This window comes from Cryobacterium zhongshanensis (assembly GCF_022760445.1).
Classification (GTDB): Bacteria; Actinomycetota; Actinomycetes; order Actinomycetales; family Microbacteriaceae; genus Cryobacterium; species Cryobacterium algoricola.
The window spans coordinates 512,144-537,618 of sequence record NZ_JALGAR010000003.1; the positions used below are offsets into that span (position 1 = coordinate 512,144).

Below are 25,475 nucleotides of genomic sequence, written 5' to 3' on the forward strand. Positions count from 1 at the left end.
CTGTTCTCACGAGAGAAACCTCACGCGGGCGGGTCTCGCTCCCATTGCACTTCGCGAGATCGCCCACTTCGGCCCGGGCTTACGGCGATGCTGCATTGATTGCGCGCGGCACTCGATACCTTGGTCCAATGGACCAGAGCAACATCATCAACCTTGGCCTCCTTCTCGTCACCGCGGTCGGGGCATGTATCACCGCATGGCAGGCGCTCGATGCGCGCCGCGCCCGGGACGACGCACTTGGGGCCAGGGATGCGGCACGAGAGCACGAGACAGTTGCCCTTCGCGCATCAGTTGACTCGGCTTCCGCCGCTGCGAGGTCGGCGGAAGCGCTCGAAAAGCGGAATGCGATCGAACTTTCGAAGCTCACGACTGAACCCTGGTCGCTCAGCAACATCGGCACCAAGTACGATCTTCGCAACGTCTCAAAGGACGTCATGCATGTCGTGTCGGTTGACGAGCTTGGTGTGGGAAATGACATCACCCTCTTTGACGACGATCTGCAGGATGTTGGGCCGGGAGAGTCAATCTGCTTTGACTACAGCAAGACACTCGCGAGCCCGGCAAGCACAACACTCCACGTAAGTTGGGGTGACCCGTTGACCGGCGATCGCACTTTCTGGCGCCGCACGCTGTCATAGTTGCCCCAACTCTTGGGTATTCCCCCATTGCCACATTCCCACCTGTCGTGGGAGAGATCTTTGATGACGTTGTGATCCACTCGATTCCAGCCCGCCGCGCCACCCCTTAGTGGGGAGCGTGCGTGCCCCCACTGCGCCGCTAGGGTCAGGCTCATGATCAATATCTCGAGCAACTTGGATGATGCGCTTGATGACTTCGTGAAGAATGCTGTGGAACCGATGCACGAATCGATGGCTCAAGGCCTGGCAGAAGAGATGCGTGAGCTCAAACGGGCCAGTGCAGACGGAGTGGTGCTGGACGTGGCGACTGACAGTGACGACCCACGGTTCCAAGTAGATGCCGAGCGCGTGCGTCGGCGGGCAAACGAGATCCTCGCCGACCGCTAAAGCACATGGCGACGGCCAGCCCGAAGAGGACGGACAGCCGGGGCGCAATAATGCGCTCGCCCAGGGGCGCACGGCCGCACGACAGCGCAATCTGGTGACGCCAGTCCCTTTCGCAGGCAGCCTCCTGCCCGACGTCGTCGGATACAGTCCAGGAGACCCGGTCAGGTTGTGACTACTCGGTCGATCCCGCCGCGATCGGCCGGATTGGCGACGCGTCCTGTCCGGCAGCACCGGCGAGTGGGTCGCCCGCCTCCAATACGCCCACCTTCGGGGCCGGCTGGCCGAGGAGATCATCCGGTTGCGCCGCTACTGACTCATCATCGTCGACTTATGCCGACTCCGTAATTATGCCGATGTCGCTGCGGATTCTCGCCAATATCGCTGGTAGCAAAAGGATTTTCCGCTCGGACGACGAGGAATTGTCGGCATGATTCCGGCGTTGTTGGAAGCCGTTCCCGAGGAGCATCGTGCTTCCAGACGAGGAACGAACTTATGTCGGGAACACGCAGAAAGGCTGGGGCGATGGCGCCCTACATCGCCGCCATCGATGCGAAGTTGGCCGCAGTCGGCTACACGCCGGGCACGAGGCTGGGCAAGTTCAGCCGATGCTGGGGGCGGAATGGGCCGCGAGGCGCCGTGACCCAGATAACATCGCTCGGGTCCGTTCGTTCGTGACGCTGGTCCGCGCCAGGAGTCACCTCTTCGCGCTGCTAGCTCAGGGCCAGATGACGTTCGTTGTATCGCCATCCTTTCTGAGGCCCCACGATTTGAATTGTTCTAGGTAGATGACCTGAACCGTGCGGTTCGCTGCCTTACCAAAGATCTGTACGCCTGCAGCTTCTGCCGCGCTCCGTACAGCTGCGGCCATGTCATTGCGCAGCTCCTCTCCATACCTGCAGCCGATCTTCTGAACCACATGGTTCTCCGCTTCCCAGCGGTTCTTGCCTTGATCATCAAATAGAACGATTACGGCGCGCCTTTGAGCGTCCATGTAAATGCGCTGTTTTGGATCGCGGGCGCGTAAGGCCCACCGACCCGCCACTAGGCCAAAGAAGACCACTGGGAGTGTGAATATGAGGCATAGGGCGGCGACGGATCCGAGTGCGATACTCCACCCGAATGGAAAGTCACCCCAGCGCACGAGAGCAAAGACAACCGCAGCAACAACCAGGAACAGGGCCTGCGCGATCATCAAGGGCGGGATCATACGGGCGGACTTGACGACCCACCACGGGATCCGCAGGAGGTCACGCCGTCGCGGCTCTAAACAGTTGACATCAGCCGCAGTAGGGAGGTTATTGTCTACCCTCGAATTGCTATCACGTATCTGGTCCGCCGTAGCGCGGATGGCGTTCGTCATGGTTAGGAGGTTACATGGGCGATAAATTGATTCGGGAATCACAGGGTGCGGCAGAGGCCGGTGGACGGTCGTTCGGACCGGCCACCTTGAGATTCCGCCGGACTGCTCGCCCTAATGCGGCATTCGTTTCGGACAGGCTCCACAACGCGTCCATCTCATCCGTCGCATTTGTCAAACAATGGACGCAGCACAAAATATTGATGCAGGGTATGCGTTTGTGATCGCCGTCCGTTGACTGGGGATCCGTGCCCAGGCCGCTGTCACAAGAGCCCTCAGGGGGTTACCGACCTAGATCTGGATGTGAACATGCGGAGGACCTGTCGTGATACCCGGGCGCGATGCGGCGAATGAATCTGTTCCGTCCGCGAGTCGCTTCGCAGCCCCGAGCGCGGCACGAGCGCGAGCAGCATCGCGTCGCTGGGCCACCGTCTGCGGGACCGGGCCGAGCGCGCTCGCGCCGACGATCCCGTAGCGGTCCCTGTATGCGGCAACCGTGCAAGCGTGCTGCCTCCAACCAGGGGGGTGCTTTCGATGGGGGACCACTCCGAGTTCCCGGATCCACGTAGCTTTCGCGAGCAGTGCTTCGTCGAGGACTGCCCTCGCTCGCTCTTCGATAAGGGCGCTGCGTTCCTCAAGGGCCTGGCGCATCTCCGCGGTCAGGAGACCGATCGCTTTCGGAATGAACCCCACAATTAGTTGTGGGGACGTGCGCGAGCGCCTGACCCGGGCGTCACGACCGACCCCGATTGCTATCCGGGAGCATAGAACGGCCGCCACGTCTTGTGCGTCTTCGAACCCGCGTGCTGCGACCCCGCGACTGACCAGCTGCCTGACGTCGAGATGGTGAGCTTCGGCTCGCCGGAGTTCCGCTGTGAGCGCCCCAAACGCTGGCGACTCGACGGCGGTGTCGGCCTGACTTGGCGAGAGTCCACTGCCGCGCACCAATGCCGCCCACCTGTCGTACTGCGCCGCCGCCGCGATGGTCTCGTACTCTGCCGCGAGTTGCGCGACGGAACCCCACGCATCCTGCTGCGTCACTACAGTGTCGTGCGCCGACAGTTCGGCGCCTACGTGCTGCAGCACGCCGTAGAGGACACTCCGTGTCGTCGCGTCCCCGTCATCGCCAGGGCGCGGCCCCGCGTGGGCAGCATCGGGTCGGTCGACGACGACGTAGGCGCTGTTCGTCTGCCGACCTCGCGTCATTGCCACGTAGAGGTTCTCGCGTGACATGCCCGTGGTTACGACGACGTGAGCGGTATCGGTCGTGATGCCTTGCGCGCGGTGCGAGGTGACCGCATAGCCTAGTTCGAGGTGATCCCTGACGTAGTCCATGGGCAGCCGCACTGTGCTCGCCCGTCGGTGGCCGTGGGAGCGGACGTCGACCGAACCGTTTTGGCGCACGGCGGTCACGGTCCATCGGTCTCCGTTACGAACCCAGGCTCGGGAGGTGCGCAACTGCCGGTCGTTTCGGCGGGTTATCACCGTGTCACCGACAGCGGCACGGTTTCCGTCGTGGAGGGAGACTTCTCGGACGGCGTCGATGAGACCCTCCAAGATGAGTTCGGTGCGGGCACGCGCGTTCAGCGAGGCGACCGCCTCGTTTGAGTCGCCAATCAGGACGGTCGCACGGCCTGTTCGGGTATCCTCGCGCCAGGCCGTGTAGGCCGCATCCGTCATCGACTCGGTGGAACCGCCGCTCACTCTGGCGTGTGCGATGTACTGGTCAATCGAGTCGGGGTCGCCCTGGCGCAGTCCGAGGGAGGCCGTTTTCTCCCACTCGTGTGTGAAGCGGTGCACGTCGACGAGCTCGGGGGCATCCGCCCGGCTGTGGACCAGCATGGAGAATGCGCCACCAGCTTCCACAGACTGGAGCTGCGCGTGGTCGCCGACCAGCAGAACCTTGGCGCCGGCGCTCGTGGCGAGCGACGTGATCCGATCCAGGGACAGGGTGCCCGCCAAGGAGGCCTCGTCGACGATCACGAGCTGGCCGGCGTGAAACGTCGCGCCGTGGTCGAGGTGGTTGTGCCACCACTTCGCCAGGTTCTCGGTCCTGATGCCGAGGTCCTCCGCCAGCACCTGGGCGGCGGCGGCCGACGGAGCGAGCCCCACCACCGAGCCCGCACCATGCCCCGCCTCCCACGCACGCCGGAGCGCGTCCATCGCGGTCGTCTTACCCGCACCGGCCGGACCCACCAACACATCAACTGCACGCCCGGAGCCGACGATCGCATTGAGTGCCGCGAGCTGGTCGTCGGACAGCATTGCGCCACCGTGCACCCGCGTGCGCGAGGTCGCAGGGAGCGTAGTCACTGCAACTCGCGGACCGGTCGTGTCAGCGGCACGCTCCAGCAGCCGTGACTCCGCGTCGAGTAGCTGCGTCGAGGTGAAAAGGGTGGTGTGCTTCGGACGGAAGACCGACGTGCCATCGGCCCGCTGAAACGCAGCAGGGCTCGGCGCGAGCTCAGGTGGCGTGATCCGCAACGAGGCACGCTCGGCAGCAGCCACGACGAGATCGATGACGGCTTCGCGATCCGCCGCGGATGCGAAACGGCGCTGCATCATCTGGCGGGCGGCCTCTGCGGCGAGATTCCAATGCCGCCACGTCGCACGCTTCTCGCTCACCGCCGACATCACACTCAACTCGAGCGTTTCGATCGTCTCCCGTGGCACATCCTCGGCGCGCAACACTGGCGCAGGGGAGTTGTCGGCCGTCGCGATCGGCCACTTCGGTGCGGTGTTTCCCAGGATTTGCTCCGCACGCTCACGCCACGCCGCGGTGAGTTCGGCAAGTGAGCGCACCTCCTTGGCGGGCCGCGTGGAGAGCGTCGCCTGGGCACGGAGCTTCGTGATCGTCACCGGACTCGGACGGCGACCGTGCCTGCTCAGATATGCGTCGATCAGCACGTCGGTCGCGCCATCGATGTGCCGCGACCGGGTCGAGAACCCCGCAACGAGCTCCTCCGGAACGGAACAGATCGACAGGGCCGGGTTGCGGTCCCTCCCCCGCGCCCGCATCTCCCACCGCACGCCCAGAGACCGCGTCAAGGCGTCTGCAAACAAGGACTCGTGCAGCTCGGACAGTGCAACGACGGCCGCGTGCATCGGTCGGCCGTCGAGGGAGCGCCACTTGCCATCGAGCACGGTCTGCACCTTGTTGCTGATGACCACGTGCGTGTGCAGGTGCGGGTCGCCGGCCCTGCTGTCGAAATGGTCGAATGCCGTCGCAATCAGGCCGGTCACATCGACTTGCGCAACGGCTCCGTCACCTGCCGTGGCCCCAATTCGAGTCGCCGCAACCTCGCGCTCCATGAATGCAACCACCTCGGACACCGCCGCATGATGCGCCTGCACGACCCGGGCCTGAGTTTCCCCGTCTGCAACGCCCCAGAAGATGCTCGCCGACTTCGGAATCGAGAAGGTGAAGTCGTACCCGGCGACGGCACGACGCCGGGCCACCCGCTCCTGGTCGATGCCGGTAAGCGCCAGATCTGCTGGGCTTCGATACGCGGGATAGGCGCGACCCAGAGGTTCGCCGTCCACCGGGTCGCGCCCCAACCCGATCAATCGCTGTAGCTGGGTCTCCGTGACTTCGGCGCCCTCGATGATGCGACCGGAGCCGAGGCTCGGGAGGCCGCTCCCCATCCATCGACCCGGTGGCGTGCCCTTCGCACTGTAGTAACGAGTCAGCGGCGTGGAGAGCGATCGCTGCCCGTCGCCGGCGGCGACGGTGCGCAGCATGTACTTGTAGCCATCGCCGGCACTCATCACCCGCATCGATACAGTCACCCGGCGCACCTCCCCTATCGCAGAGGAGGTGCGCCGCCTCGATCTGCAAGAGGCGTGGCAATCCGAATTCGGGTTTCGCGGTGCTCGCTCGGGACGCGCCGTTTCCCTGCGAGGGCCGTTGGCCCTAATGACGGCGATGCGGGCTCTGATCGTTCGTGATCGTTGGTGTCGACCTCGAACCTGGGGGTCGACGCGCCAACGGCACTCGATCTTCACCTTCCCCTCGAATTGGGTGTCCAACGTCCGTCGTCAGACGCCATATGCCTCTCCTGCGCTCGCTAGTCTGGGAATCATCAGCGCGTGATGGCGAGGGAACGAGCTTGAAGCGAATGTAGCCGCCGGCCCATTTATCGAGGTGGTCGCTTGACAAGGCCCAACCTATACGCATTCCCAACGGCTGACTGAAGAGAATTGCGCACGGCTGAATCGGCATCCGCTTCAAGTGCGGTCGAGAGCCCGTACTTGACTTCTCGTCACGTTCACTTCGCATGTCTAGCGAAAGAACACTGTGAGACGACAAAGCAGAGTGGCCATGGGAAATTACTCAGACACCGCACGAAGGACAGTTCATGGCCGCACCAACCGATGACACGATCAGCCCTCGTCGACCCTTCGACGTGCACAGGTTTCTGATCGAGCGCGAGATCAACGACAAAGTGCAGGCGCCTTTATCCTCGGCGGAACGCCTCTGGGAATTCTTGAACGATGAAAGCACTCTTTCGCCATTTCGATTTCACGACGGCTTAGCCCTGTACAGGGGGCAAAGCAATGGAGCGTACGGCGTGAACTCGAGTTTGTACCGCCTCGCCCAGAATGAAATCGACTCTATAGCGACTCTGCGCGGGAGCAAAAACCAAGTGCAGAAGAAACTCGCGGAGCAGGTTTTGTCGCAAGTCGAAAGCGAAGTGCTGAGAGAAGCTCGGGCAAACGGTATCGGCGCAGCTATGACCGGACTAGAGACGCTCTCACTACTCCAACACCATTTGTCGCCGACACGACTGATGGACGTGTCTTACTCACCCTTGGCCGCCCTTTACTTCGCGATCGAAAGAAATCAATGGACTGATGGACGCTTGTTTCTCTTCACGACTAGGAAAAGTCAGTCTCTCACTGCGGACGATATGGGCAAGGATCTTGACAACGGACTTCCGTGGACGGGTTCCAATGAGAGGATAGCCGCTTCCGGATGGCAGGACCGAGTGTGGCATTTTCCGGTGGCGCCGCTTGATGCTCGAATGTGGGCCCAACAAGGGACGTTCCTGGCCGGCGGACTCTTTTCGACTGGGGGTGATTATCAGCAATTTCGTGGAGTAGGCAATACAACCGGCCCAGGTCGACAAGACGTTCTTACTGCGAAGGAATTCAGACGGGTTTGCACGCTCGCAATCAGTTTTCCTCGGCAGTTTCCCGGAGTTAGAGAGGAATCGAGATGGGATGCTTACGGGTGGTCGATCTCCATACCGAAAGAGTGGAAGGAACCATTGCGGGTGCTGTTAGAAGCGGCGGGGGTAACTAAGGACTCCATCTACCCGCCAGTCGACGATGTTCGCCGCCTTCTCACTCGAGTGGCGAGTGATGAAGCGAAGCGCGCTCTCGAGAGGTTTCGTGCCACAGTGTGACTAATTAAGAGCGCCCATTGACGGTTGACCCCCTTGCGTCCCTCTAGGTCTGCAGTGACGGGAATTTGATTCCTCGAGGAGGCAGCGGTTACACGCCGAGCCGTGTGTTGGCGTCGCAAACGAGGGGCGCCCGTCGGGGGCAGAGGCGCTGCTCCAATGGTTTGGATTGAAGGACATTAGGCGCCCACTGCACGGTCGTATGGGAATTCGTTCTTGCCGTCGTGGATGCTTGTCATCCATGTCGAGCACTACACCCGGTACTTCGACGGCAGTTTCACGAACCTGATCGAGGTCGATGCGACACGTCCCGTTCATGCCACCCGCTTCCGTTGGACCGACGCTTTAGGTTTGAGGCCACGCCGACTTTCCAGCACTCCGAGGTCCCTTCCATTTTCGGGTCGCGCGAGCTGGCTGAGCACTGCCTTTTGCGTTTCGGGAGTCCAGAAGATCTTTAGCTGCCGACGGGCCCGGGTGACCGCCGTATAGAAGATGCTATGAGGAATCTCGTCCTCATTGGCATTAGTAATGACGACTTTGACGGATTCGTATTCGAGCCCCTGAGCTTTGTGGATCGAGACCGCGTAGGCGACCTGGAAGGGAACGCTGCTATTGTTCCCCTCGTCGTCCTCATCGCTGTTGCCGCGCTCGTATACGGAGAACCTCACGACGGAGCCGCTGATCCACTCAAGCTCCGTACCAAACACGTCGAATTCAGTCACGATCCGATCGATATCGACGTCGAATTGGATCCGTCCGGCATGATGTTCGATTGCGACGAGCTTTCCCTTGAGGTTGTTGTAGATGACACCGCGGAAGCGTTCAGTGTCGTAGAAGAGGACAGGGTCCCCCACCTTATAGGTGGACACTCCCCAGGTAACTTCCGGCTGCTGGTTGCGGCTCTGGAGAAACCGATTGATGTTGTTGATCCCGTACAAGCCGTCGTAATTCAGGCACAAGATGATCTCGTCTTCTCGCTGCGGCTCGAACAGAGTCTCGTCAAGCACAGTCGAGTAACCATAGTGAGCGAGCAGCTCCTCGATATCCGGATCAAGCGCGCGGACCGCGCCCCAAAACTTCAGGAGGTTCTTGTTCTTGGTCCGGTAAGGATTCGTAAGTTCGAAGATTGAGGCCGACGGGAGAAAAGCCGGTGCCAGCCTAAACCAATTGCCGAACTTGATGGACTCAATCTGGTAGACATCACCGACTAGTACGAGGAGCTTGAATTTCGTCCGGGTAAGCAATTTCAGGAGATCTTCGTTACTGACGGTACTGCACTCGTCGATGATCAAGATGTCATATTCGGTCTGAGAGGGCCGCCATGTCTCACGCGCAATAGTGCGAAATTCGGAGTTTTGGGCAGTGACACGTCGTTCGAGGTTGTTCACGGCCGGGTTGGTTTGTGCCAAGAACAGCTTTCGCTTGTCGTTGAAGTAGTTCGCGATTTGGTTGATGATGGTCGACTTGCCCGTTCCGGCGGCCCCGTAAATCAGCGCGACTTGCGACTCTTTGAACAACAGCTTAAGAGCATCAACCTTCAATGGGTCGTCGACAACTACCGCCGTCGTCTCCTGGAGCCATCGCTCAACGGCCTCCGAGTATCCGCCGATACCCGTCTTCGAGTGCTGCTGGAGCTCCTTGATTATCTCGACCGTGTCGTCCTCATAACCTTGAAGAAACAAGTGCCCCTTGTCCTCCACGAGATCCCGCCGAGGACGGTGCTTGTAATACAGCGCGCTGTTGTAGTGCGCTATCAGGGGCGGCAAGTCACCGAAGTTTTCAAGCTCTTCGACCGGGGTATAAAGCAGTCCATGCTGCTCGACGTTGTTCTTCACACGTCGGGCAAGTAGCTCATGTTTGTGCGCAGTCGAGTCGAGACTCTCCACGAGATCCGCAAGGCGCGCATTGTGGCCCATCGGCGACGAACAGAACGGCATTGAGTCGAAGGGCTTACACCCGAACTGCAGGTTCAGATTCGACAGCCCGCTCCAGGACTCCGAGCTATATTGCTGCTTCAAGATCACATTGTTCATTCGCAACATTAAGTATCGAATTACGTTGTGCCCGGCGGACTCCTTCGCGACCAATACTCGGACTTGCTCGAGCACTGGGAAGATCTGTGCCTTCTGCACTCGTGCGGTTGCGTCAGCGCGGAGTTTCTCGAAGCGTTTGTCCGACAGCGCGACTGCGTCGAGGAGACTCGACTCAGTGCGCGTCAGGTGCTCCATAAGAGCGCGGTACTCAGAGCTACCCGATTGAACCGTCGTGTGCATCCCGAAAAGCCGTGCAAAGTTGTTGAACTCGCAGGGACGAATAGAGACGTGCCAGTCGAGAATCACAGATATGGGCATTGTTTGCCCGAGTACATCGATCGCTTCCGGTACCACAGTCAGATACGCCGCGTACTTGTCGGTCATGTCAACGTCTGTGAATGCGATAATGCGGTCGAACTTATTGACGCGATCCGTTGCCGGGCGGAACACCACTTCGTAGAGGATCCGCCCTTTCGCGAAGAAGGGACGAGTACGGTGGATGTAGTAGCGGTCGCGCTTCCCACCCGGCGTAGGGTTGGCCCGCACGGCCGCGATTCGCTGGGCAATTTTCTCGTGGTATTCGCGAAGCGATGGGTCGAGGTCGACCGGGAAGTCTTCCAGGTTTGTGAGGATCGCCATCCCACAGTCGTCCTGGAGCAACTCCCGAAGGCGAATGAGGTACTCGTAGTACTTCAGCATCAGTCGTTCGGGCGTGTCACCATCCATCGTGTAGTGCGACACGCTCTCTTGCAGCAGCTTGTGGAACCGATGAATGAACTGGATGCGCTTCTTGGCCGAACCGACGAATGCCAACCCATCTTGGATCGCATCATAGGTGTACTCAGAGTCGTTCTCACCCGTATGCAGACGCACTGCGGCACCCTCGACGAGGTTGCGCAGCTGCGATAGTACGTTCAGAGAGAGAAGGCCGCGGTCGTCTTTCAGCGCGGCGATGCTCCTAGTTATTGCTTGATCCGCACCGCGAATCTGTCTCTCGACGCTTGGCATCTCTTTCGTTCCCCGTCCCCGTTAATGACGAAGGCATGACGGCGCAGCACTCTCGCTGAGCCCTCATAGTTCCCTCGCAACCCTCGGTCGCCGCATTACTTCGCGCCACAGCGTGGCGATACGCCGTATTCCGCAGGTTCATCAGGAGTTTAGCCCTCAAGCGTCACCCGCCGCCGACCTGCTACTTTGTCCTCGTACTCTTAGGCAAAGCACGGCCTGCCGTCGGAGTGACAGTCTCCCGCGAACTAGATGCGCTCAAAGCTCGAAACGACCTAACGGGTGTCTACGAATTTGATACTTCTAACTACCGCCGAACAGTGGGTCAACGCTTGTTACCGCCGACACCTGCACTGACGCGATCTGAGTCATCATCAACTTGTCGGATTCTGCCGAGCTGCCGCTTCGGTTCCTGGCCGGAGCGGATGTGATGGCCGACAACCCTCACCGAGGTCCGCCTGGTCTCGCGAGAGATGATCGCCAACCACCTGGCGGTCCTGCGGGACGTCGGTCTGGTTGAGCCGGTGCGGGTGGGCCGCGAAGTCCACCGTCAGGTGCTAGGCAGCCAGCTCACGAAAACCACTCGCCGACGACCTTCTCGAGGCGCAGTGGGGCCGCCGGCTGGCGACGATCAAGTAAATCGCGGACGGGCTGAAGGAGGGCGCGATACTTCTGCGCGCATTAGGTTAGGGCCATGGACCTTCTCGCCGTGTACGGCGCAGCTCTCGGCGCTCGTCCCTCAGCGCTTTCGACACTGCCCAAGTTGGGCTTCGACCGGCTTGGCGAGCAGGAACTCGCGAGACTGCTCGAATCCTGGGGAGAGGCGCGGACTCAGTCTGAGAGCCCATCAGCATGGGACGAGGGAAAAGGGCAGTCAATCTGGCCGTTGATCAGTCACCACAACTTTCACGCGAGCAGTCCGTTCGGAGTCGGCAACAACCACCGGGTCAGTGATCGCGCCCTTCGAATGCTTCTCATTCACGATGGCATCATGCTCTCCGACCCGGTGCACGAGATTGCTCTGGCTTTCGCGAGGCACGGCACACCTGCAGGAGTCGACAAGATGAGGGCCATCACCGAACGACTGGGGCGGTTAGAGCCGCTCATCGAGCGTGGCTACATCAAATTCACAACTGAACGCCCAGCCATCGCTGACAGCACCCGGCGGGGCACACTAGAGGCGCTTGGCATGCGCCCAGATTTTCGTGACTTCACCGACCTGCGCGAGGTCAGTGCGGGCGCGGCGGAGGCCGGCGGTGCGTTCGTGCGTGACTACCTCTGGATAGCTGGCGACCTGCTGCGCCGACTCGGGGAATCTAACAATTTGCCACCATCCACGGCCTTCCCTGATTCGCGAACGTACGTGTCTGAACTCGTGCGCCGAACGGATCGTCGGCTCAGCGGCGTCGCCCAAGCACTCATTCATCTGAGCTGGCAGCTGGCCATCTGTTCCGTGCGGCCCGACGCAGACATCGCGACAACGGGCGACCTAGAGCTTCGCCTGTTCAGACGACTGGTGGATACGTCAACCTTGGTCAGCCCAGACCATGAGGATGATCCGATCGACACCCGGCATGTGCGGCGCACTGCAATCGGCGATATCCCAAATCTCGCGGGAAGTGAGCTCGATGTTGGCGACCTGGTTGCAATACGAGAGGACCCGACGTACGAACAGTTCCGCAGCGCTCTCCGCGTGGCGCTGGATGACTATGACGAATGGCTCGTACGGGATCCCGCGGACAAGCTGAGCCATAGACGATTCACCGAGCAGATGGCGACGGTGACGGCGCACCTCCAAGAGTCCACGGTAAGGTCGTCCTTCGGCGAATATGTCAAACGCGAGTGGTTTCCAGCAACTGTAACGGTGGCCGTCGCTGCGGCCAGTGTCGGCCAAAGCGCTGCCTCAACGATTGCAGTCGGTGGGCTGGGGGCCGCTGCGCAGGCGATCGTGCACTGGTGGACGGCAAGACATTTGGACGACGCTCATCGCAACCGCCCAGCCGTGCGGTTTCTGGCCTCGCTCGGAAACCCCAGGACCTAGTATTCGATCGGTCTTTGCTTTGGCAGTCAGTGGTGTGGACTAGCACGATTCCAGCGCCTCATCGAATTGCTCTAACTACCCCGTGTTCTCGCTCCACTCGCGGCGACAACAGCCACCGCGGATTCTCTGATGTGGCTAGAAGTCGATTGCTCTCGCGACAACAGACCTTGCATCACATAAGGCACACCCAAGATCAGGCGCCCGAGGCGTACCAAAGCTTTTCGGCGCAAGATCGTCAATGGCCAATTGGAACACAAGATGTCTATCACTCCAGGATGAACCAGCGCACTCCAGGATGAACCAGCGCTGGCCATTCCCCCTGCAAAAGACCATGTTCGGGAGGTGTCATCTGGCCAGCGCCGATTGCTGTCTCGTGCGCTCAAGTCCATGCTCCGGTTGATGCCAGTGCCAGCACGGAGGCCGACCAGAACTGAATTGCTTCATTCATATGCTTTCCTGCCTCTCGCACCAATCGGATTGGATTTCCAAATTGTTGCAGTGCGAGGAGAATTACATAGAGGGCCAGAAGCCCGGCGAACACTTTCCAATTGCTGAGATCAAACGTAGCTGGGGCTCCCATGACGGGCTTCAACCCACGATTGCTGCAATGCTACAGCTAGCGACACGCTCCTGCTCGCTCCGCAATCGCGTTGCCTTGCATATCAGTCAGAGTAACTCCCCCTGCGTCAAGGGAGAATTTACTGCCGTTCCACTGCGTGATTACAGATATGAGGAGGAGCGGCCGGTGTGTGGCGGAAGCCGTCCATCCGGCAGGTATCGAGCTCATCCGGGGGTGCGGAATAATCCCCGATGAGATGGTGCCGCCACCGTCGCGGCACCGCGGTCAGTCCGTGTCCTTCGCAAACGCCCGGTCGAGGAGCGCGGCGGTCGCCGGGTTCACCAGTTCGCTGCGTTGAATGTAGTGCATCACCGTGACCCTCGTGTCGGAGTGGCCGAGGAGTTCTGCGGCGAGTTCGATACTGGCGTTGTCGTGGACCGCGGTCGCCACCGTGCGGCGGAACATGTGTGGGGTCACCCCGTTGATGCCGGCACCCTCGAGTACCTGTCGGAGTTGCCTGCGCACGTTCGCGGTGGTCAGCGGGGTGCCGTCCCGGGACTGGAACAGGAGGTCATCCAGGCCCATGCTCCCGACTCTGGCGAGCCGCCGTCGGACCGCGTCGGAGGTGAAGGTGGGAATGGCGACAACACGGGTGGACTTCGCGGTTTTGGGGTGGTCCTGCCGGAAAGTCTGCTCGCCCTTGCGACTGACGATGGTACCGGCCAGGCGGATCGACGGCACGGGGCTGGTGATGTCGACGTCCCGGCGGCGTATGGCCAGCACCTCGCCGATGCGGGCTGATGTGCCGAGCATCACCTCGATGATCGCGCCGAGTTGGCCGTCGGGCTTGGGGCCAGATGTATGGTTGGCGGCGCTCTCCCACTGCGCGATCGCCGCACGGATCACGTTGACCTCCGGCGCCATAAGCGCGGCGGGGATGTGCGGCTCGCGGTGGAGGCGGGCGACGTGGTCCATCGGGTTACGCGGCAGGACCTCGTGCCGCACCGCCAGTTCCAGGGCGAGCCGCAGAACCACCCGGGCCTGCTTGGCGCGATTGTAGGAAAGCTTCGCGAGCTGCTTGATGAACTTGTCGCAGCGGGCGACGCCGATCTCCCGCAGGGCGAGGTTGTCGAACGCCGGGGAGACCAGGGTACGCATGTTGCGCTCGTAGAGGTTCCGGGTGGTCCTTGAGATCCGGCCCTCCAGATCGATGTCCTCCAACCAGTAGATGACCAGGTCGCGGAACAGGCTGTCCGGGCTGAGAGTCGTGTCCGCCGGTTGGAACAGATCCCGGTTGGCGAGCTTGCTCTTCAGCGCACGTTCGGCAGCCTTAGCGGTCGCACCGCTGGCCTGCACGAGACGCGCGTGGCCGTCCCAGTCACGGTAGCGGGTTCGCGCCAGGTACCGGCCGGTCGGCGACTTGCGGGTGCTGATGCCGCCGAAGGTGCCGATGCTCAACCGTTGCCGGGGCATCTCAGCTCACCGCCGATCGGGACGCCTGGGCTCGCTGGCGGTTTCTCGCTGCTGGGCGATCCAGGCCCGCACATCGGAGATGGCGAACTTGAGGTGTTTGCCGAACCGGTACGCGGCCGGGCCTTTGCCGTGCACACGCCAGTCGTAGACGGTCGAGATCGGGATGCCCAGGTAGGCCGCCAGCTCGGCAACGTCCATCAGGGGCTCCAGGCCCCAGGTGTCGGTGGGAGGGGAGGTTAGGTTCTCGTTGTGAATGCTCATACCCCGAAGGTGCGCACGAGGATCCCGGACGATCGGGAGGAACCGAAACCGACCTCCCCGCCCCGCACGGCAGGGCCAGCACAGCGGCGGAAATGGGCTGAAAGTGATGACGTAGTGATGACACAATCAAATCTCTTAACCAAAAAGTCCCGGAAACCCATGAGTTTCCGGGACATTTGGTCGGGCTGACAGGATTTGAACCTGCGACCCCCTGACCCCCAGTCAGGTGCGCTACCAAGCTGCGCTACAGCCCGTCACCCTCCGCCAACACGCTTCGAGAAGCGCATTCTGCAGGAGACAACTTAGAAAGCTTACCGCCTCCGGCGACCTCTTGTGTGCACAACGGATGCCCGGCGCCGCCCGTCCCTCAACGCGGCGTCCGTCGGGGCGCACGACCGCTCTCGCCAGCAGACCGCCCGGCCCCGAACTCGCGGCGCAGCTGCCGCCAGATCCGGGGCAGCAGCACGGCGTCGCCGAGGAGCGGGCGGCGGTGCTGCACGATGACCGAACCGAAGCCGGGCAGCGCTGGGCTGAAGCTGAGGCGCTCCGGGAAGTTGGCGAGGGTCCAGCCGCGCACGCCCAGGTCGACCGCGGAGATCGTGCCGGGACCGGGAGGCGAGGCCGGCCCGGATTCGGCGAGGGCCGGCGCCTCCGGGCCGCGGGGCGCATCCGCTTCGGGCGGCACGGCCGCCACTCCCCCGGGTTCGCCGACCCGGAAGTCGCCGAGGGCGCTCGTGCGGATGAGCGCGGTGGACCCGACCCAGAAGGAGGCCCCATACCGGGACGCGCTGCGGTGCAGCAGGCCACGGAGCCCCGGGGAGGCTCCCCCGGTGCGCGGTCCGCCCTGCGGGAACGACGGGGTCTGGAGCACGGCGACGCCGCCGTGCTCCGGTTCGTCCAGGAAGTAGATCGAGCGCAGGCAGTAGTCGCTGAGGAGCTGGGCGTCCGGCCCGAGGGTGAGCAGGTAGTCCGTCTCGGCGGCGTCGCCGGGCCCGGCGGCACCGATCAGGTCCACGTAGCCGGCGAGGCTGCCATCGAAGATCTCCAGGTCGGCGGAGAAGGTCCAAGCGAGGCGGCGCTGGAGGCGCAGCATCCGCTCGGGGCGCTGCGGGATCCGGTCGGCGATGGCACGGTCGAGGTCTGCCGCGATGCGCGCGAAGCCCGCGGCGGGGCCGCCGAGGGTGTGCGTGCTGAAGACGGCGCTCGACCGGCCGGCGACGGCCTCGGCCAGGCGCTGCCGGGCCAGCCAGGCGACGGCCCAGCGGTAGTCGGCGGCGAGGGCGTCGATGAGGTCTTCGGAGACCGCGAGGCCGTCGGTCAGGTCGTGGTCGGCGGCGAGTTCGAGCTCGAGCACGAACAGGGCGTCCTCGAACCGGGCGCGGGGTTCGGCGAGGGCGTCGGTGAGCTGACGCACGATCGTGAGGGCCTCGGCCTGGGCGCTCGGCGCCGAGCGCTCGTCGAGCAGCAGCACGACCCGGAGGGTCGGGTATTCCTGCAGGGCGGCGGACCAGAGCGACGCCCGCAGGGCATTCGACCCGGACCGGGCGCCGGCACTGTCGCCCGCGGCGACGACCACGGTCAGCGCGTCTTGGCGGGCGGCGAAGTGGCGCTCCAGTTCCCGGTGGGGCACCCTCACGTGCTCGTTCAGGCGGATCAGGGCCCCCTGGCGGGCGGCGAGGTAGCAGAGGAGCGCGATCGCGCACAGGGTCGAGCCGCCGAGGGACAGCGCACGGTCGAGGACCGACCAGGCGGCGCCGTCGATGTCCGTCTGGCGGAGTATCACAACGGCGAGCCAGGCCGTCCAGCCGAGCGCGACGGCGACGATGGCGGCACGGCCGCGGGCCAGCTCCGGGGCGCGTCGGAGCGACGACCGGGCGGCGGACGACACCGTTCGACCGGCGGCACGTTTTCGGGTCGGCGAAGCAGACAACTTCGTGTGCATGGTGAATCCTCGGGTAAGGCTTGAATGCAGAATCCCCGATTCGGGCGGGGATCCGGCACCTGTGGCACTACTGGTGCATTAGCCCGAATGTAGAGCAGCTGGCCGGGTGGCGACAGTCCCCGCTTCGGGGCGAGGTGAATCCGCTGCCGCCTGCCGACACGACCACCGCAACAGGCCCTGAACCGACGGATGCGCCGCCTTCCCGAACCCGGGATGGCGACGCATGCGTCTGGTGGAGCGTGGAGCGACTGCTTAGCGCTTGCGCTTCTCGCGGACGCGCATGCTGATGTTGATCGGGCTGCCCTCGAAGCCGTAGACCTCACGCAGTCGACGCTGGATGAAGCGACGGTAGCCCGGGTCGAGGAACCCGGTGGTGAAGATGACGAAGGTCGGCGGGCGGCTGGAGGCCTGGGTGCCGAACAGGATGCGCGGCTGTTTGCCGCTGCGCACGGGGTGCGGGTGCTCCGCGGCGAGCTCGGCGAGGAAGGCGTTGAACTTGCCGGTGGCGACGCGGGTGTCCCACGACTCGAGGGCGACCTCGAGGGCAGGGACGAGCTTCTCCATGTGGCGGCCGGTCTTCGCGGAGATGTTCACCCGCGGGGCCCAGGCCACGTGGGCGAGGTCGAGCTCGATCTCGCGCTCGAGGTAGCGGCGACGGTCGTCGTCGATCTGGTCCCACTTGTTGAACGCGAGCACGAGGGCGCGGCCGGATTCGAGGACGAGGTCGATGACGCGCACGTCCTGCTCGGAGATGACCTCGGTCACGTCGATGAGCACGACGGCGACTTCGGCCTTTTCGAGCGCGGCGCTCGTGCGGAGGGAGGCGTAGAAGTCGGCGCCCTGGGAGAGGTGCACGCGGCGGCGGATGCCGGCGGTGTCGACGAAGCGCCAGACCTTGCCGCCGAGTTCGACCTGCTCGTCGACCGGGTCGCGGGTGGTGCCGGCGAGCTCGTTGACGACAACGCGCTCTTCGCCGACGACCTTGTTCAGGAGGCTGGACTTGCCGACGTTCGGGCGGCCGAGGATGGCGACGCGGCGGGGGCCGCCGACTTCCTGCTTGGCGACGGCGGAGATCTCGGGAAGCTTCTCGAGGATCGCGTCGAGCAGGTCGGCGACGCCGCGGCCGTGCAGGGCGGAGACGGGCCACGGCTGGCCGAGGCCGAGCGACCAGAGGTTCGCGGATTCGGGTTCCTGGCGCACGTCGTCGACCTTGTTGGCGACGAGGAAGACCGGCTTGCCGGCCTTGCGGAGCAGGCGCACGACGGCTTCATCGGTCGAGGTCGGGCCGACGTTGGAGTCGACGACGAACATGACGACGTCGCACAGCTCGATGGCGAGTTCGGCCTGCATGGCGACGGAGGCGTCGATGCCCTTGGCGTCGGGCTCCCAGCCGCCGGTGTCGACGATGCTGAACTTGCGCTCGTGCCATTCGCCCTTGTAGGTGACGCGGTCGCGGGTGACGCCGGGGGTGTTCTCCACGACGGCCTCACGGCGGCCGAGGATGCGGTTGACGAGCGCCGACTTGCCCACGTTCGGGCGGCCGACGATGGCGATGACCGGCAGGGCCGGGAGGTAGGTGATCGCGTCGGGGTCGTCCGTCACCGAGTCGAGGACATCGAAGTCCTCGTCGTCGAGGTCGTAGTCGTTGAGCCCGGTGCGGAGGGCGGCGGCGCGCTGTGTCGCCAGGTCGTCGTCGAGATCGTCCAGTCTCGCCCCGAGGTCGGGGTCGAGATCGGGAAGTGTTTCGTCGTATTCGTTAGTCATGCGAGGTCCTCGCGGTACGTGTGTTGATGACCTCGATGACCGCGCCAATGGTCTGTTCGAAGTCGAGATGGGTGGAGTCGACGGTGTTCACACCGTCTGCGGCGCTCATGAATTCGACGACCTGTGAGTCGGCGCGATCCCTCGATCGCAACTGATCTGCCACGGTTTGAGCCGATTGAGTCGATATTTCCGCAGAGCGCCTAGCCATTCTAGCTTGTTCGGATGCCGTGAGCAGGATCCGGACTTCCGCCTCCGGTGCGACGACGGTCGTGATGTCCCGTCCTTCGACCACGATTCCGGGCCGGTCGACCCCGGCTGCGATGCTGCGGAACAGCGCGGTGAGGTGGGCGCGCACGGCGGGGATGCGGGCGACGGCGCTCACGATCGCCGAAACGGCCGGCTCGCGGATGGCCTCGGTGACGTCGTCGGCGCCGACGCTGACGGCCGGGTCGTCGGGGTCTGTGCCGATCGAGTAGTCGAAGGCGGGCAGGGAGGTGATCACGGCATCCGTGTCTGCGGGGTCGATGGCGCGGTCGCGCACGTACCAGGCGAGGGCGCGGTAGGCGGCGCCGGTGTCGAGGTAGCCGTAGCCGAGGCGGCGGGCGACGGCGCGGCTGACGCTCGACTTGCCGCTTCCGGCCGGTCCGTCGATGGCGACGACGAGCGGATGCGTGGATTCAGTCATGTGCTAGCCGGCAATCCGCCAGCCGCGTGCGGCCAGCTCTTCGGTGAGGCGGGTGACGGCCTCGGGGAGCACGGAGATCTCGGCGAGGCCGAGTTCCGCGCCGGGTGAGTGCTCGAGCCGGAGGTCCTCGACGTTGACGCCGAGGGCGCCGATCTCGTTGAGGAGCCGGGCGATCTGGCCGGGCGTGTCGTCCACCATCACGGTCAGGGAGACGAAACGGCGGTCGTGGCCGTGCTTGCCGGGCAGCCGGGAGACGCCGGCGTTACCGCCGGCGAGTTCTTCGGCGACGCGGCGGCGGGCGCCGGGGGCGGCCGGGTCGTCGAGGGCGGCGATGAACCGGTCGAGGTCGTCGCGGTAGGCCACGAGGATCTCGCGCACCGGGGCCGCGTTCGCGCCGAGGATCTGCACCCACAGTTCGGGGTCGCTCGCGGCAACGCGGGTCACGTCGCGGAGGCCCTGGCCGGCGAGGTTGAGGGAGGCGGCGGGGGCATCCGTCAGCCGCCGGGCCATCAGGGTCGAGACGACCTGGGGCACGTGGGAGACGAGCGCGACGCTGCGGTCGTGGTCCTCCGGGCTCATCTCGACGAGGGTCGCGCCGAGGTCGAGGATGAGGTCGTCGATCGCGGTGGCCTGCTGGTAGCTGATGCCGTCGTGGGCGGCGACGACCCAGGGCCGGCCGAGGAAGAGGTCGGCGCGGCCGGCGAGGGGTCCCCCGCGTTCGCGGCCGGCGAGCGGGTGCGAGCCGATGTACCGGGAGATATCGGCGCCGCGCGCCCGCAGTTCGGCGAGGGGCGCGAGCTTGACGCTCGCGACATCCGTCACGATGGCGTCGGGGAAGGACTCGAGTTCGCGGGCGACGATCTCGGCGGTCACGTCCGGCGGCACGCACACCACGATGAGCTGCGGCCGGTCGCCGGTGAGGGCGGCCCGGCCGGCGCCGTAGTCGATCGCGATGCTGAGGTTCGTCGGCGAGGCGTCGGCGAGGATGACTTCGATGCCGCGGGCTCGCAGGCCGAGGCCGATGCTCGTGCCGAGCAGCCCGGTGCCGACGACGCGCACGGGCCCGATCAGGCGACTTTCGACCACGGGTGTCTCCTGACTTCGTGCGGGTTGTGCCTCTAGTATTCGGTGTCCGCCCGCGAAATCGTGAGCAGCTGACCGAGTTCAACCTTAGTCAAGTCGCGCAGGTCGCCGGCCCGCAGGGTGCCGAGGTGCAGGGGTCCGAACTGGCGGCGGACGAGGTCGACGACGGGGTGGCCGACGGCTTCCATCATCCGGCGCACGATGCGGTTGCGGCCGGAGTGCAGGGTGAGCTCGACGAGGCTGAAGCCGTCGCCGGGAGGGCTCGTCAGGATGCGGGCCTTGTCGGCGTTGATCGGGCCGTCGTCGAGTTCGATGCCGGTCTGCAGCAGCTGGATGGTCTGCGCGGTGACGCGGCCCTCGACCTTGGCGATATAGGTCTTCATCACGCCGAAGGACGGGTGCGCGAGGATGTGAGCGAGGTCGCCGTCGTTCGTCAGGATGAGCAGGCCGCTCGTCATGGCGTCGAGGCGGCCCACGTTGAAGAGGCGTTCCTCGAACTGCTCGGTGAATTCGCGCAGGTCGGGGCGGCCGCTCTCGTCCTGCATCGAGGAGACGACGCCGACGGGCTTGTTCAGCATCACGTAGCGGCGGCTGGTGTCGAGCTGGATGGCGACGTTGTCGACCATGATCTGGTCGTGGTCGGGGTGGATGCGCCGCCCGAGTTCGGTGACGACCTTGCCGTTCACGCGCACCCGGCCCGCGGCGATGAGGTCTTCGGAGACCCGGCGGGAGGCGACCCCCGCTGAGGCCATCACCTTCTGCAGGCGCACGCCGTCTGCGGCGGCTTCCGGGTTGGTGGGCGTGCCCTGGGGGTCGATCGTCATGGTGAATCCTCAAATCCATTTGCGCCGTCTGCGAGCAGGGGCGATAAGTAGGGCAACTCGTCGAGCGAGTTGATTCCCAGCTGTGTGAGCAGCAAGTCCGTGGTGCCGTAGTTGATCGCACCGGTCTCACTATCGGTGAAGACCTCGGTGATCAGGCCGCGCCCCACGAGGGTGCGTACGACCGAGTCCACGTTAACGGCCCTGATTGAGGCTACCGCCCCGCGGCTGATCGGTTGCTTGTATGCGATCACGGCGAGGGTTTCGAGGGCGGCCTGGGACAGTTTGCTCGGGTTCTGGGTGAGCACGAAGTCGGCGACGATGACGTCGTGTTCCGGGCGCACGTAGATGCGCCAGCCGCCGGCGACCTCGCGCAGTTCGAAGCCGCGCCGCACGGTGCCGTCCCGGCCGTCGAAGTCGGCGACGAGCCGGGCGATCGAGCGACGCACGTCGCTCAGCGGCCGGCGGAGCGCGGTGCCGAGGTGCAGCAGACTCTGCGGTTCGTCGGCGACCATCAGGATCGCCTCGAGGGAACGGTCGAGGGCGGCGGCCTCCGCGGCGAGTGCGCTGCCGGGTTCGCCGGCTGCGGGCGTGCGGGTCGTGCCGGGCGTGCGGGTCGCGCCGGGGCCGGCCAGGGTGTCAGTTGCCATAGTCCGCTCCGAGGTTCGCGAGGGTGTCGTCCGACCAGTCGTCGTCCGGGGACGCCGCGGCGCTCCAGTGCAGGCTCAGGTCACCGAGGGGTTCGAGCTGGTCAAAGGAGAGGAAACCGCGCCGGTAGAGCTCGAGCACGGCGAGGAACCGGGCGATGATCACGCCGGTCAGTTCGACGTCGGCGATGAGTTCACGGAAGGTGAGGGTGTCGCCCGAGCGCAGCATCCCGACGAGCCAGGCCGCCTGCTCACGGATGCTGACCAGCGGCGCGTGCAGGTGGTCCAGTCCCACGGTGGGCACCTCGCGCGGGGTGAGCGCCCGGGTGGCGAGGGCGGCGAAGTCGGCGAGCGAGAGCGTCCAGACGAGTTCGGGGGTCTGCTGCCGGAACTTGTCTTCGAGGCGGACGGACCGCACGTGCCGGGCGGACTCGACCTCGATCCGGCCGAGGAACCACGCCGACGCGGTCTTGAAGGCGCGGTACTGCAGCAGGCGGGCGAAGAGCAGGTCCCTGGCCTCGAGCAGCGCGGCATCCTCGGCGTCGACGAGTTCGCCCTGGGGCAGGAGCCCGGCGACCTTGAGGTCGAGCAGGGTCGCGGCGACGACGAGGAATTCGCTCGCCTGGTCGAGTTCCTCGGCCTGGTCGAGTCCCTTGAGGTGGGCGATGAACTCGTCGGTGACCCGGCTGAGCGACACCTCGGTGATGTCGAGTTCGTGCTTGCTGATCAGGGAGAGCAGCAGGTCGAACGGGCCCTCGAAGTTGCCCAGGGCGACCGAGAATGTCCGCGTCGGGACGGTGTCAGGCGACAGCGCCACGCTGGATCAGTTCCCGCGCCGCCTGGCGGTAGGCCTTGGCCGCCGCGTGTTCGGGCGCGAACTCGGTGATCGGCACCCCGGCGACGCTCGCGTCGGGGAACTTCACGGTGCGGCCGATGACGGTCTCGAGCACGCTGTCGCCGAACGCGTCGACGACGCGCTCGAGGACCTCGCGGGAGTGCAGGGTGCGCGAGTCGAACATGGTCGCGAGGATGCCGTCGAGTTCGATCGCGGGGTTGAGGCGGTCGCGCACCTTGTCGATGGTCTCGATCAGGAGGGCGACGCCGCGCAGGGCGAAGAATTCGCACTCGAGCGGGATGAGCACGCCGTGGCTCGCGGTCAGGGCGTTGACGGTGAGGATGCCGAGCGAGGGCTGGCAGTCGATCAGGATGACGTCGTAGTCGGCGGACACCTTGCGGAGCACCCGGGCGAGGATCTGCTCGCGGGCGACCTCGTTGACGAGGTGCACCTCGGCGGCGGAGAGGTCGATGTTCGCGGGCATGATGTCGAGGTTCTCGACGGCGGTCTTCTGGATGACCTCGGCCGGGGTGTACTTGTTGCCGAGCAGCAGGTCGTAGACCGTGGGCAGGTCGTGGGTGGGGATGCCGAGGCCCGCGGACAGGGCGCCCTGGGGGTCGAAGTCGATCGCGAGTACGCGGCGGCCGTAGCCGGCGAGTGCGGCACCCAGGTTGATGGTGGTCGTCGTCTTGCCGACGCCGCCCTTCTGGTTGCAGAGCGAGATGATGCGCGCGGGGCCGTGGCTGGCCAGCGGCGCGGGTTCGTCGAATTCGTGTTTCGGCCGTCCGGTCGCACCGACGACCACGTCCTCGAATCCGGGGAGTAGTGTCCGGTCAGCCTTTTCGCGCTTCACTCCGGTGTCCTCGTTCCGTCCTGCACCCATCACTCAGTCGAGTGTACCGAGCGGATCGGCGCCCTTTCGCAAGGATCGCCGGAAAGCCGCGGTTCCGCATCCGCCGGGTGAAACGAATGCCGCCGATTCAGTGGTTCCGGCGGGCTCAGCGGGCGCGCGGGTGCGCGGTCGTGTACATGTCGCGGAGGGTGTCCGCCGTGACGAGGGTGTACAGCTGGGTCGTCGCGACGGAGGAGTGCCCGAGGAGCTCCTGCACCACACGCACGTCGGCGCCGCCGGCGAGGAGGTGCGTCGCGAAGGAGTGCCGGAGCGTGTGCGGCGAGACGTGGCCCTCGAGGCCGGCACGCTCGGCCGCCGCGCGGATGAGCAGCCAGGCGTTCTGGCGGCCGAGGCGCTTGCCACGCAGACCGAGGAAGAGCGCGGGCGTCGCCGTGCCGCGGGCGGAGAGCACGGGCCTCCCCCGCACCAGGTAGGCCTCAACGGCCGCACGGGCGAAGCTGCCGACCGGAACCAGGCGTTGCTTGTTCCCCTTGCCGGTCAGCCGCACGACGTCGAGGTCGAGCACGTCGTCCACGTTGAGGTCGACGGCCTCCGAGATGCGGGCACCGGTCGCGTAGAGCAGTTCGAGGAGCGCCTTGTCGCGCAGTTGCTGCACGTCCTCGCCGTCGGTCGCGGCGAGGAGCCGGGTCACCTGTTCGATGCTGATGGCCTTGGGCAGCCGGGTCGCGAGCTTCGGCGGTTTGACGTCGTGGGCGACGTCGGCGTCGACGAAGGACTCCTCGAGCAGGAACCGGTGCAGCCCGCGCACGGTCGACAGCATCCGTGCGATCGACGCGGCCGTCAGCGGTGACTCTTCACGCGTCGCGAGGTACCGCACGAACGCGGAGACGTGCAGCGCGGTGACCTGCCCGGGTGCGGTGATGCCCTCGGTGTCGAGCCAGCCGGCGTAGACCACGAGGTCGCGCCGGTAGGCGGCGACGGTGTTCGCGCTGAGCCCGCGCTCGATCGCGACGTGCCGCAGGAACGCTTCGACCGCCGCCGCGACCGTCATCGGCCGGTGTGGGCCCAATTGTTCGGGTGCCGCGGCCAGGGCAGGTCGGCGGCGCCGAGGCTGCTCCAGTTGCGCTCCTTCGCGGCGAAGGCGGCGAGCACCGCGATCACGAGCGAGGGGTTCTGCACGCGGCGCGCGAGCACGGCGTCGAGGCAGTCGGCGAAGGGGACCCAGCGGATCTCCATGTCGGCTTCCTCTTCGGTGCGGGCGAAGACCTCCGGCGCGGCGGTGAGGCCGCGGGCGAGGTAGATGCGCAGGGCTTCGTTGCTGCCGCCTGGCGAGGTGTAGAACTCGCTCAGCACGTTCCACTCCGCGGCGACGTAGTCGGTCTCCTCGGCGAGCTCGCGCTTGGCCGCCTCGACCGGATGCTCGTTGGCTTCGTCGAGGAGGCCGGCGGGCAGCTCCCACTCGCGCATGCCGACGGGGTGCCGGTACTGCTTGATCAGCAGCACCCGGTCGTGCTCGTCGAGGGCGAAAATGGCGACGGCGCCGGTGTGGTCGACGTAGTCGCGCACGATGTCGGAGTCACCGTAGCGGAAGGTGTCCTTGCGGATGTCCCAGACGTGGCCGGCGAAGACCACGTCGGACTCGGAGACCACCGCGGAGGCGACCTCGTCCTCGAGGAGTTCGGTCAC

19 protein-coding genes and 1 tRNA gene are annotated in these 25,475 nt (G+C 64.8%); 4 read left to right on the plus strand and 16 right to left on the minus strand.

The window, feature by feature from the left end:
* Positions 1-128: 128 nt before the first annotated feature.
* Both MQH31_RS14050 and MQH31_RS14055 read left to right on the plus strand, forming a co-directional pair.
* Entirely contained in the window at positions 129-638 is a 510-nt protein-coding gene (locus tag MQH31_RS14050) for a hypothetical protein (protein WP_243012553.1), read from the plus strand.
* A gap of 153 nt (positions 639-791) precedes the next feature.
* The gene (locus MQH31_RS14055; protein ID WP_243012554.1) at positions 792-1,025 is read left to right on the plus strand and encodes a hypothetical protein; all 234 of its coding nucleotides are present in this window, start codon (positions 792-794) and stop codon (positions 1,023-1,025) included.
* Positions 1,026-1,740: 715 nt separating this feature from the next.
* On the opposite strand, the gene MQH31_RS14060 is transcribed toward MQH31_RS14055, so the two are convergent.
* Together MQH31_RS14060 and mobF are read right to left on the minus strand one after the other, a co-directional pair.
* Positions 1,741-2,385 carry a hypothetical protein gene (locus MQH31_RS14060; RefSeq protein ID WP_243012555.1) on the minus strand — a complete coding sequence of 215 codons (645 nt, stop codon included), beginning with the start codon at positions 2,383-2,385 and terminating at the stop codon, positions 1,741-1,743.
* A 288-nt stretch (positions 2,386-2,673) separates the two neighbouring features.
* Complete coding sequence (gene mobF / locus MQH31_RS14065; RefSeq protein ID WP_243012598.1) at positions 2,674-6,159, minus strand: MobF family relaxase; 3,486 nt, start codon at positions 6,157-6,159, stop codon at positions 2,674-2,676.
* A 581-nt stretch (positions 6,160-6,740) separates the two neighbouring features.
* Between mobF and MQH31_RS14070 the strand changes: the two genes are divergently transcribed.
* Positions 6,741-7,790 carry an FRG domain-containing protein gene (locus MQH31_RS14070; RefSeq protein WP_243012556.1) on the plus strand — a complete coding sequence of 350 codons (1,050 nt, stop codon included), beginning with the start codon at positions 6,741-6,743 and terminating at the stop codon, positions 7,788-7,790.
* Between the two features lie 311 nt (positions 7,791-8,101).
* On the opposite strand, the gene MQH31_RS14075 is transcribed toward MQH31_RS14070, so the two are convergent.
* On the minus strand, positions 8,102-10,828 hold the full coding sequence (locus MQH31_RS14075) for an ATP-dependent DNA helicase (RefSeq protein WP_243012557.1): 2,727 nt from the start codon (positions 10,826-10,828) through the stop codon (positions 8,102-8,104).
* A gap of 691 nt (positions 10,829-11,519) precedes the next feature.
* Here MQH31_RS14075 and MQH31_RS14080 point away from each other — a divergent pair.
* Positions 11,520-12,866: a hypothetical protein gene (locus MQH31_RS14080; RefSeq protein ID WP_243012558.1), complete on the plus strand. Its 1,347-nt coding sequence runs from the start codon at positions 11,520-11,522 to the stop codon at positions 12,864-12,866.
* An 844-nt stretch (positions 12,867-13,710) separates the two neighbouring features.
* Here the strand turns inward: MQH31_RS14080 and MQH31_RS14085 are convergent.
* The 13 genes from MQH31_RS14085 to MQH31_RS14145 all read right to left on the minus strand — a co-directional run bounded on the left by MQH31_RS14085 (position 13,711) and on the right by MQH31_RS14145 (position 25,475).
* Positions 13,711-14,898: a tyrosine-type recombinase/integrase gene (locus MQH31_RS14085; RefSeq protein ID WP_243012559.1), complete on the minus strand. Its 1,188-nt coding sequence runs from the start codon at positions 14,896-14,898 to the stop codon at positions 13,711-13,713.
* A gap of 6 nt (positions 14,899-14,904) precedes the next feature.
* Positions 14,905-15,159: a helix-turn-helix transcriptional regulator gene (locus tag MQH31_RS14090; RefSeq protein WP_243012560.1), complete on the minus strand. Its 255-nt coding sequence runs from the start codon at positions 15,157-15,159 to the stop codon at positions 14,905-14,907.
* A gap of 177 nt (positions 15,160-15,336) precedes the next feature.
* Positions 15,337-15,413: transfer RNA gene (locus tag MQH31_RS14095), tRNA-Pro, on the minus strand.
* A 113-nt stretch (positions 15,414-15,526) separates the two neighbouring features.
* Positions 15,527-17,101, minus strand: coding sequence for a hypothetical protein (locus MQH31_RS14100; protein ID WP_243012561.1), 1,575 nt, complete (start codon positions 17,099-17,101; stop codon positions 15,527-15,529).
* Positions 17,102-17,353: 252 nt separating this feature from the next.
* Positions 17,354-18,865: a ribosome biogenesis GTPase Der gene (gene der / locus MQH31_RS14105; RefSeq protein ID WP_134450163.1), complete on the minus strand. Its 1,512-nt coding sequence runs from the start codon at positions 18,863-18,865 to the stop codon at positions 17,354-17,356.
* The gene (gene cmk, locus MQH31_RS14110; RefSeq protein WP_243012562.1) at positions 18,858-19,550 is read right to left on the minus strand and encodes a (d)CMP kinase; all 693 of its coding nucleotides are present in this window, start codon (positions 19,548-19,550) and stop codon (positions 18,858-18,860) included. Before cmk ends, der begins: the two co-directional genes overlap by 8 nt.
* Before the next feature lie 3 nt (positions 19,551-19,553).
* Complete coding sequence (locus MQH31_RS14115; protein ID WP_243012563.1) at positions 19,554-20,636, minus strand: prephenate dehydrogenase; 1,083 nt, start codon at positions 20,634-20,636, stop codon at positions 19,554-19,556.
* A 32-nt stretch (positions 20,637-20,668) separates the two neighbouring features.
* A complete protein-coding gene (locus MQH31_RS14120) occupies positions 20,669-21,457 on the minus strand; it encodes a pseudouridine synthase (RefSeq protein ID WP_134450161.1) in 789 nt (262 codons plus the stop codon).
* Positions 21,454-22,104 (minus strand): SMC-Scp complex subunit ScpB, encoded by a 651-nt coding sequence (gene scpB / locus MQH31_RS14125; RefSeq protein WP_243012564.1) that lies wholly within the window; start codon positions 22,102-22,104, stop codon positions 21,454-21,456. Before scpB ends, MQH31_RS14120 begins: the two co-directional genes overlap by 4 nt.
* Complete coding sequence (locus MQH31_RS14130; protein WP_243012565.1) at positions 22,094-22,918, minus strand: segregation and condensation protein A; 825 nt, start codon at positions 22,916-22,918, stop codon at positions 22,094-22,096. Before MQH31_RS14130 ends, scpB begins: the two co-directional genes overlap by 11 nt.
* A complete protein-coding gene (locus tag MQH31_RS14135; protein ID WP_134536058.1) occupies positions 22,902-23,819 on the minus strand; it encodes a ParA family protein in 918 nt (305 codons plus the stop codon). The genes MQH31_RS14130 and MQH31_RS14135 overlap by 17 nt, the downstream gene beginning before the upstream one ends.
* 115 nt (positions 23,820-23,934) lie before the next feature.
* Positions 23,935-24,840: a site-specific tyrosine recombinase XerD gene (gene xerD / locus MQH31_RS14140; protein WP_243012566.1), complete on the minus strand. Its 906-nt coding sequence runs from the start codon at positions 24,838-24,840 to the stop codon at positions 23,935-23,937.
* Complete coding sequence (locus MQH31_RS14145) at positions 24,837-25,475, minus strand: NUDIX domain-containing protein (protein ID WP_243012567.1); 639 nt, start codon at positions 25,473-25,475, stop codon at positions 24,837-24,839. The genes xerD and MQH31_RS14145 overlap by 4 nt, the downstream gene beginning before the upstream one ends.

What these genes read in the sequence shown, in the direction of transcription:
- MQH31_RS14050 (WP_243012553.1), top strand. Translation starts at nt 129, where the DNA reads ATGGACCAGAGCAACATCATCAACCTTGGCCTCCTTCTCGTCACCGCG.
- MQH31_RS14055 (WP_243012554.1), top strand. Translation starts at nt 792, where the DNA reads ATGATCAATATCTCGAGCAACTTGGATGATGCGCTTGATGACTTCGTG.
- MQH31_RS14060 (WP_243012555.1), bottom strand. Translation starts at nt 2,385, where the DNA reads ATGACGAACGCCATCCGCGCTACGGCGGACCAGATACGTGATAGCAAT.
- mobF (WP_243012598.1), bottom strand. Translation starts at nt 6,159, where the DNA reads ATGCGGGTGATGAGTGCCGGCGATGGCTACAAGTACATGCTGCGCACC.
- MQH31_RS14070 (WP_243012556.1), top strand. Translation starts at nt 6,741, where the DNA reads ATGGCCGCACCAACCGATGACACGATCAGCCCTCGTCGACCCTTCGAC.
- MQH31_RS14075 (WP_243012557.1), bottom strand. Translation starts at nt 10,828, where the DNA reads ATGCCAAGCGTCGAGAGACAGATTCGCGGTGCGGATCAAGCAATAACT.
- MQH31_RS14080 (WP_243012558.1), top strand. Translation starts at nt 11,520, where the DNA reads ATGGACCTTCTCGCCGTGTACGGCGCAGCTCTCGGCGCTCGTCCCTCA.
- MQH31_RS14085 (WP_243012559.1), bottom strand. Translation starts at nt 14,898, where the DNA reads ATGCCCCGGCAACGGTTGAGCATCGGCACCTTCGGCGGCATCAGCACC.
- MQH31_RS14090 (WP_243012560.1), bottom strand. Translation starts at nt 15,159, where the DNA reads ATGAGCATTCACAACGAGAACCTAACCTCCCCTCCCACCGACACCTGG.
- MQH31_RS14100 (WP_243012561.1), bottom strand. Translation starts at nt 17,101, where the DNA reads ATGCACACGAAGTTGTCTGCTTCGCCGACCCGAAAACGTGCCGCCGGT.
- der (WP_134450163.1), bottom strand. Translation starts at nt 18,865, where the DNA reads ATGACTAACGAATACGACGAAACACTTCCCGATCTCGACCCCGACCTC.
- cmk (WP_243012562.1), bottom strand. Translation starts at nt 19,550, where the DNA reads ATGACTGAATCCACGCATCCGCTCGTCGTCGCCATCGACGGACCGGCC.
- MQH31_RS14120 (WP_134450161.1), bottom strand. Translation starts at nt 21,457, where the DNA reads ATGACGATCGACCCCCAGGGCACGCCCACCAACCCGGAAGCCGCCGCA.
- scpB (WP_243012564.1), bottom strand. Translation starts at nt 22,104, where the DNA reads ATGGCAACTGACACCCTGGCCGGCCCCGGCGCGACCCGCACGCCCGGC.
- MQH31_RS14135 (WP_134536058.1), bottom strand. Translation starts at nt 23,819, where the DNA reads ATGGGTGCAGGACGGAACGAGGACACCGGAGTGAAGCGCGAAAAGGCT.
- xerD (WP_243012566.1), bottom strand. Translation starts at nt 24,840, where the DNA reads ATGACGGTCGCGGCGGCGGTCGAAGCGTTCCTGCGGCACGTCGCGATC.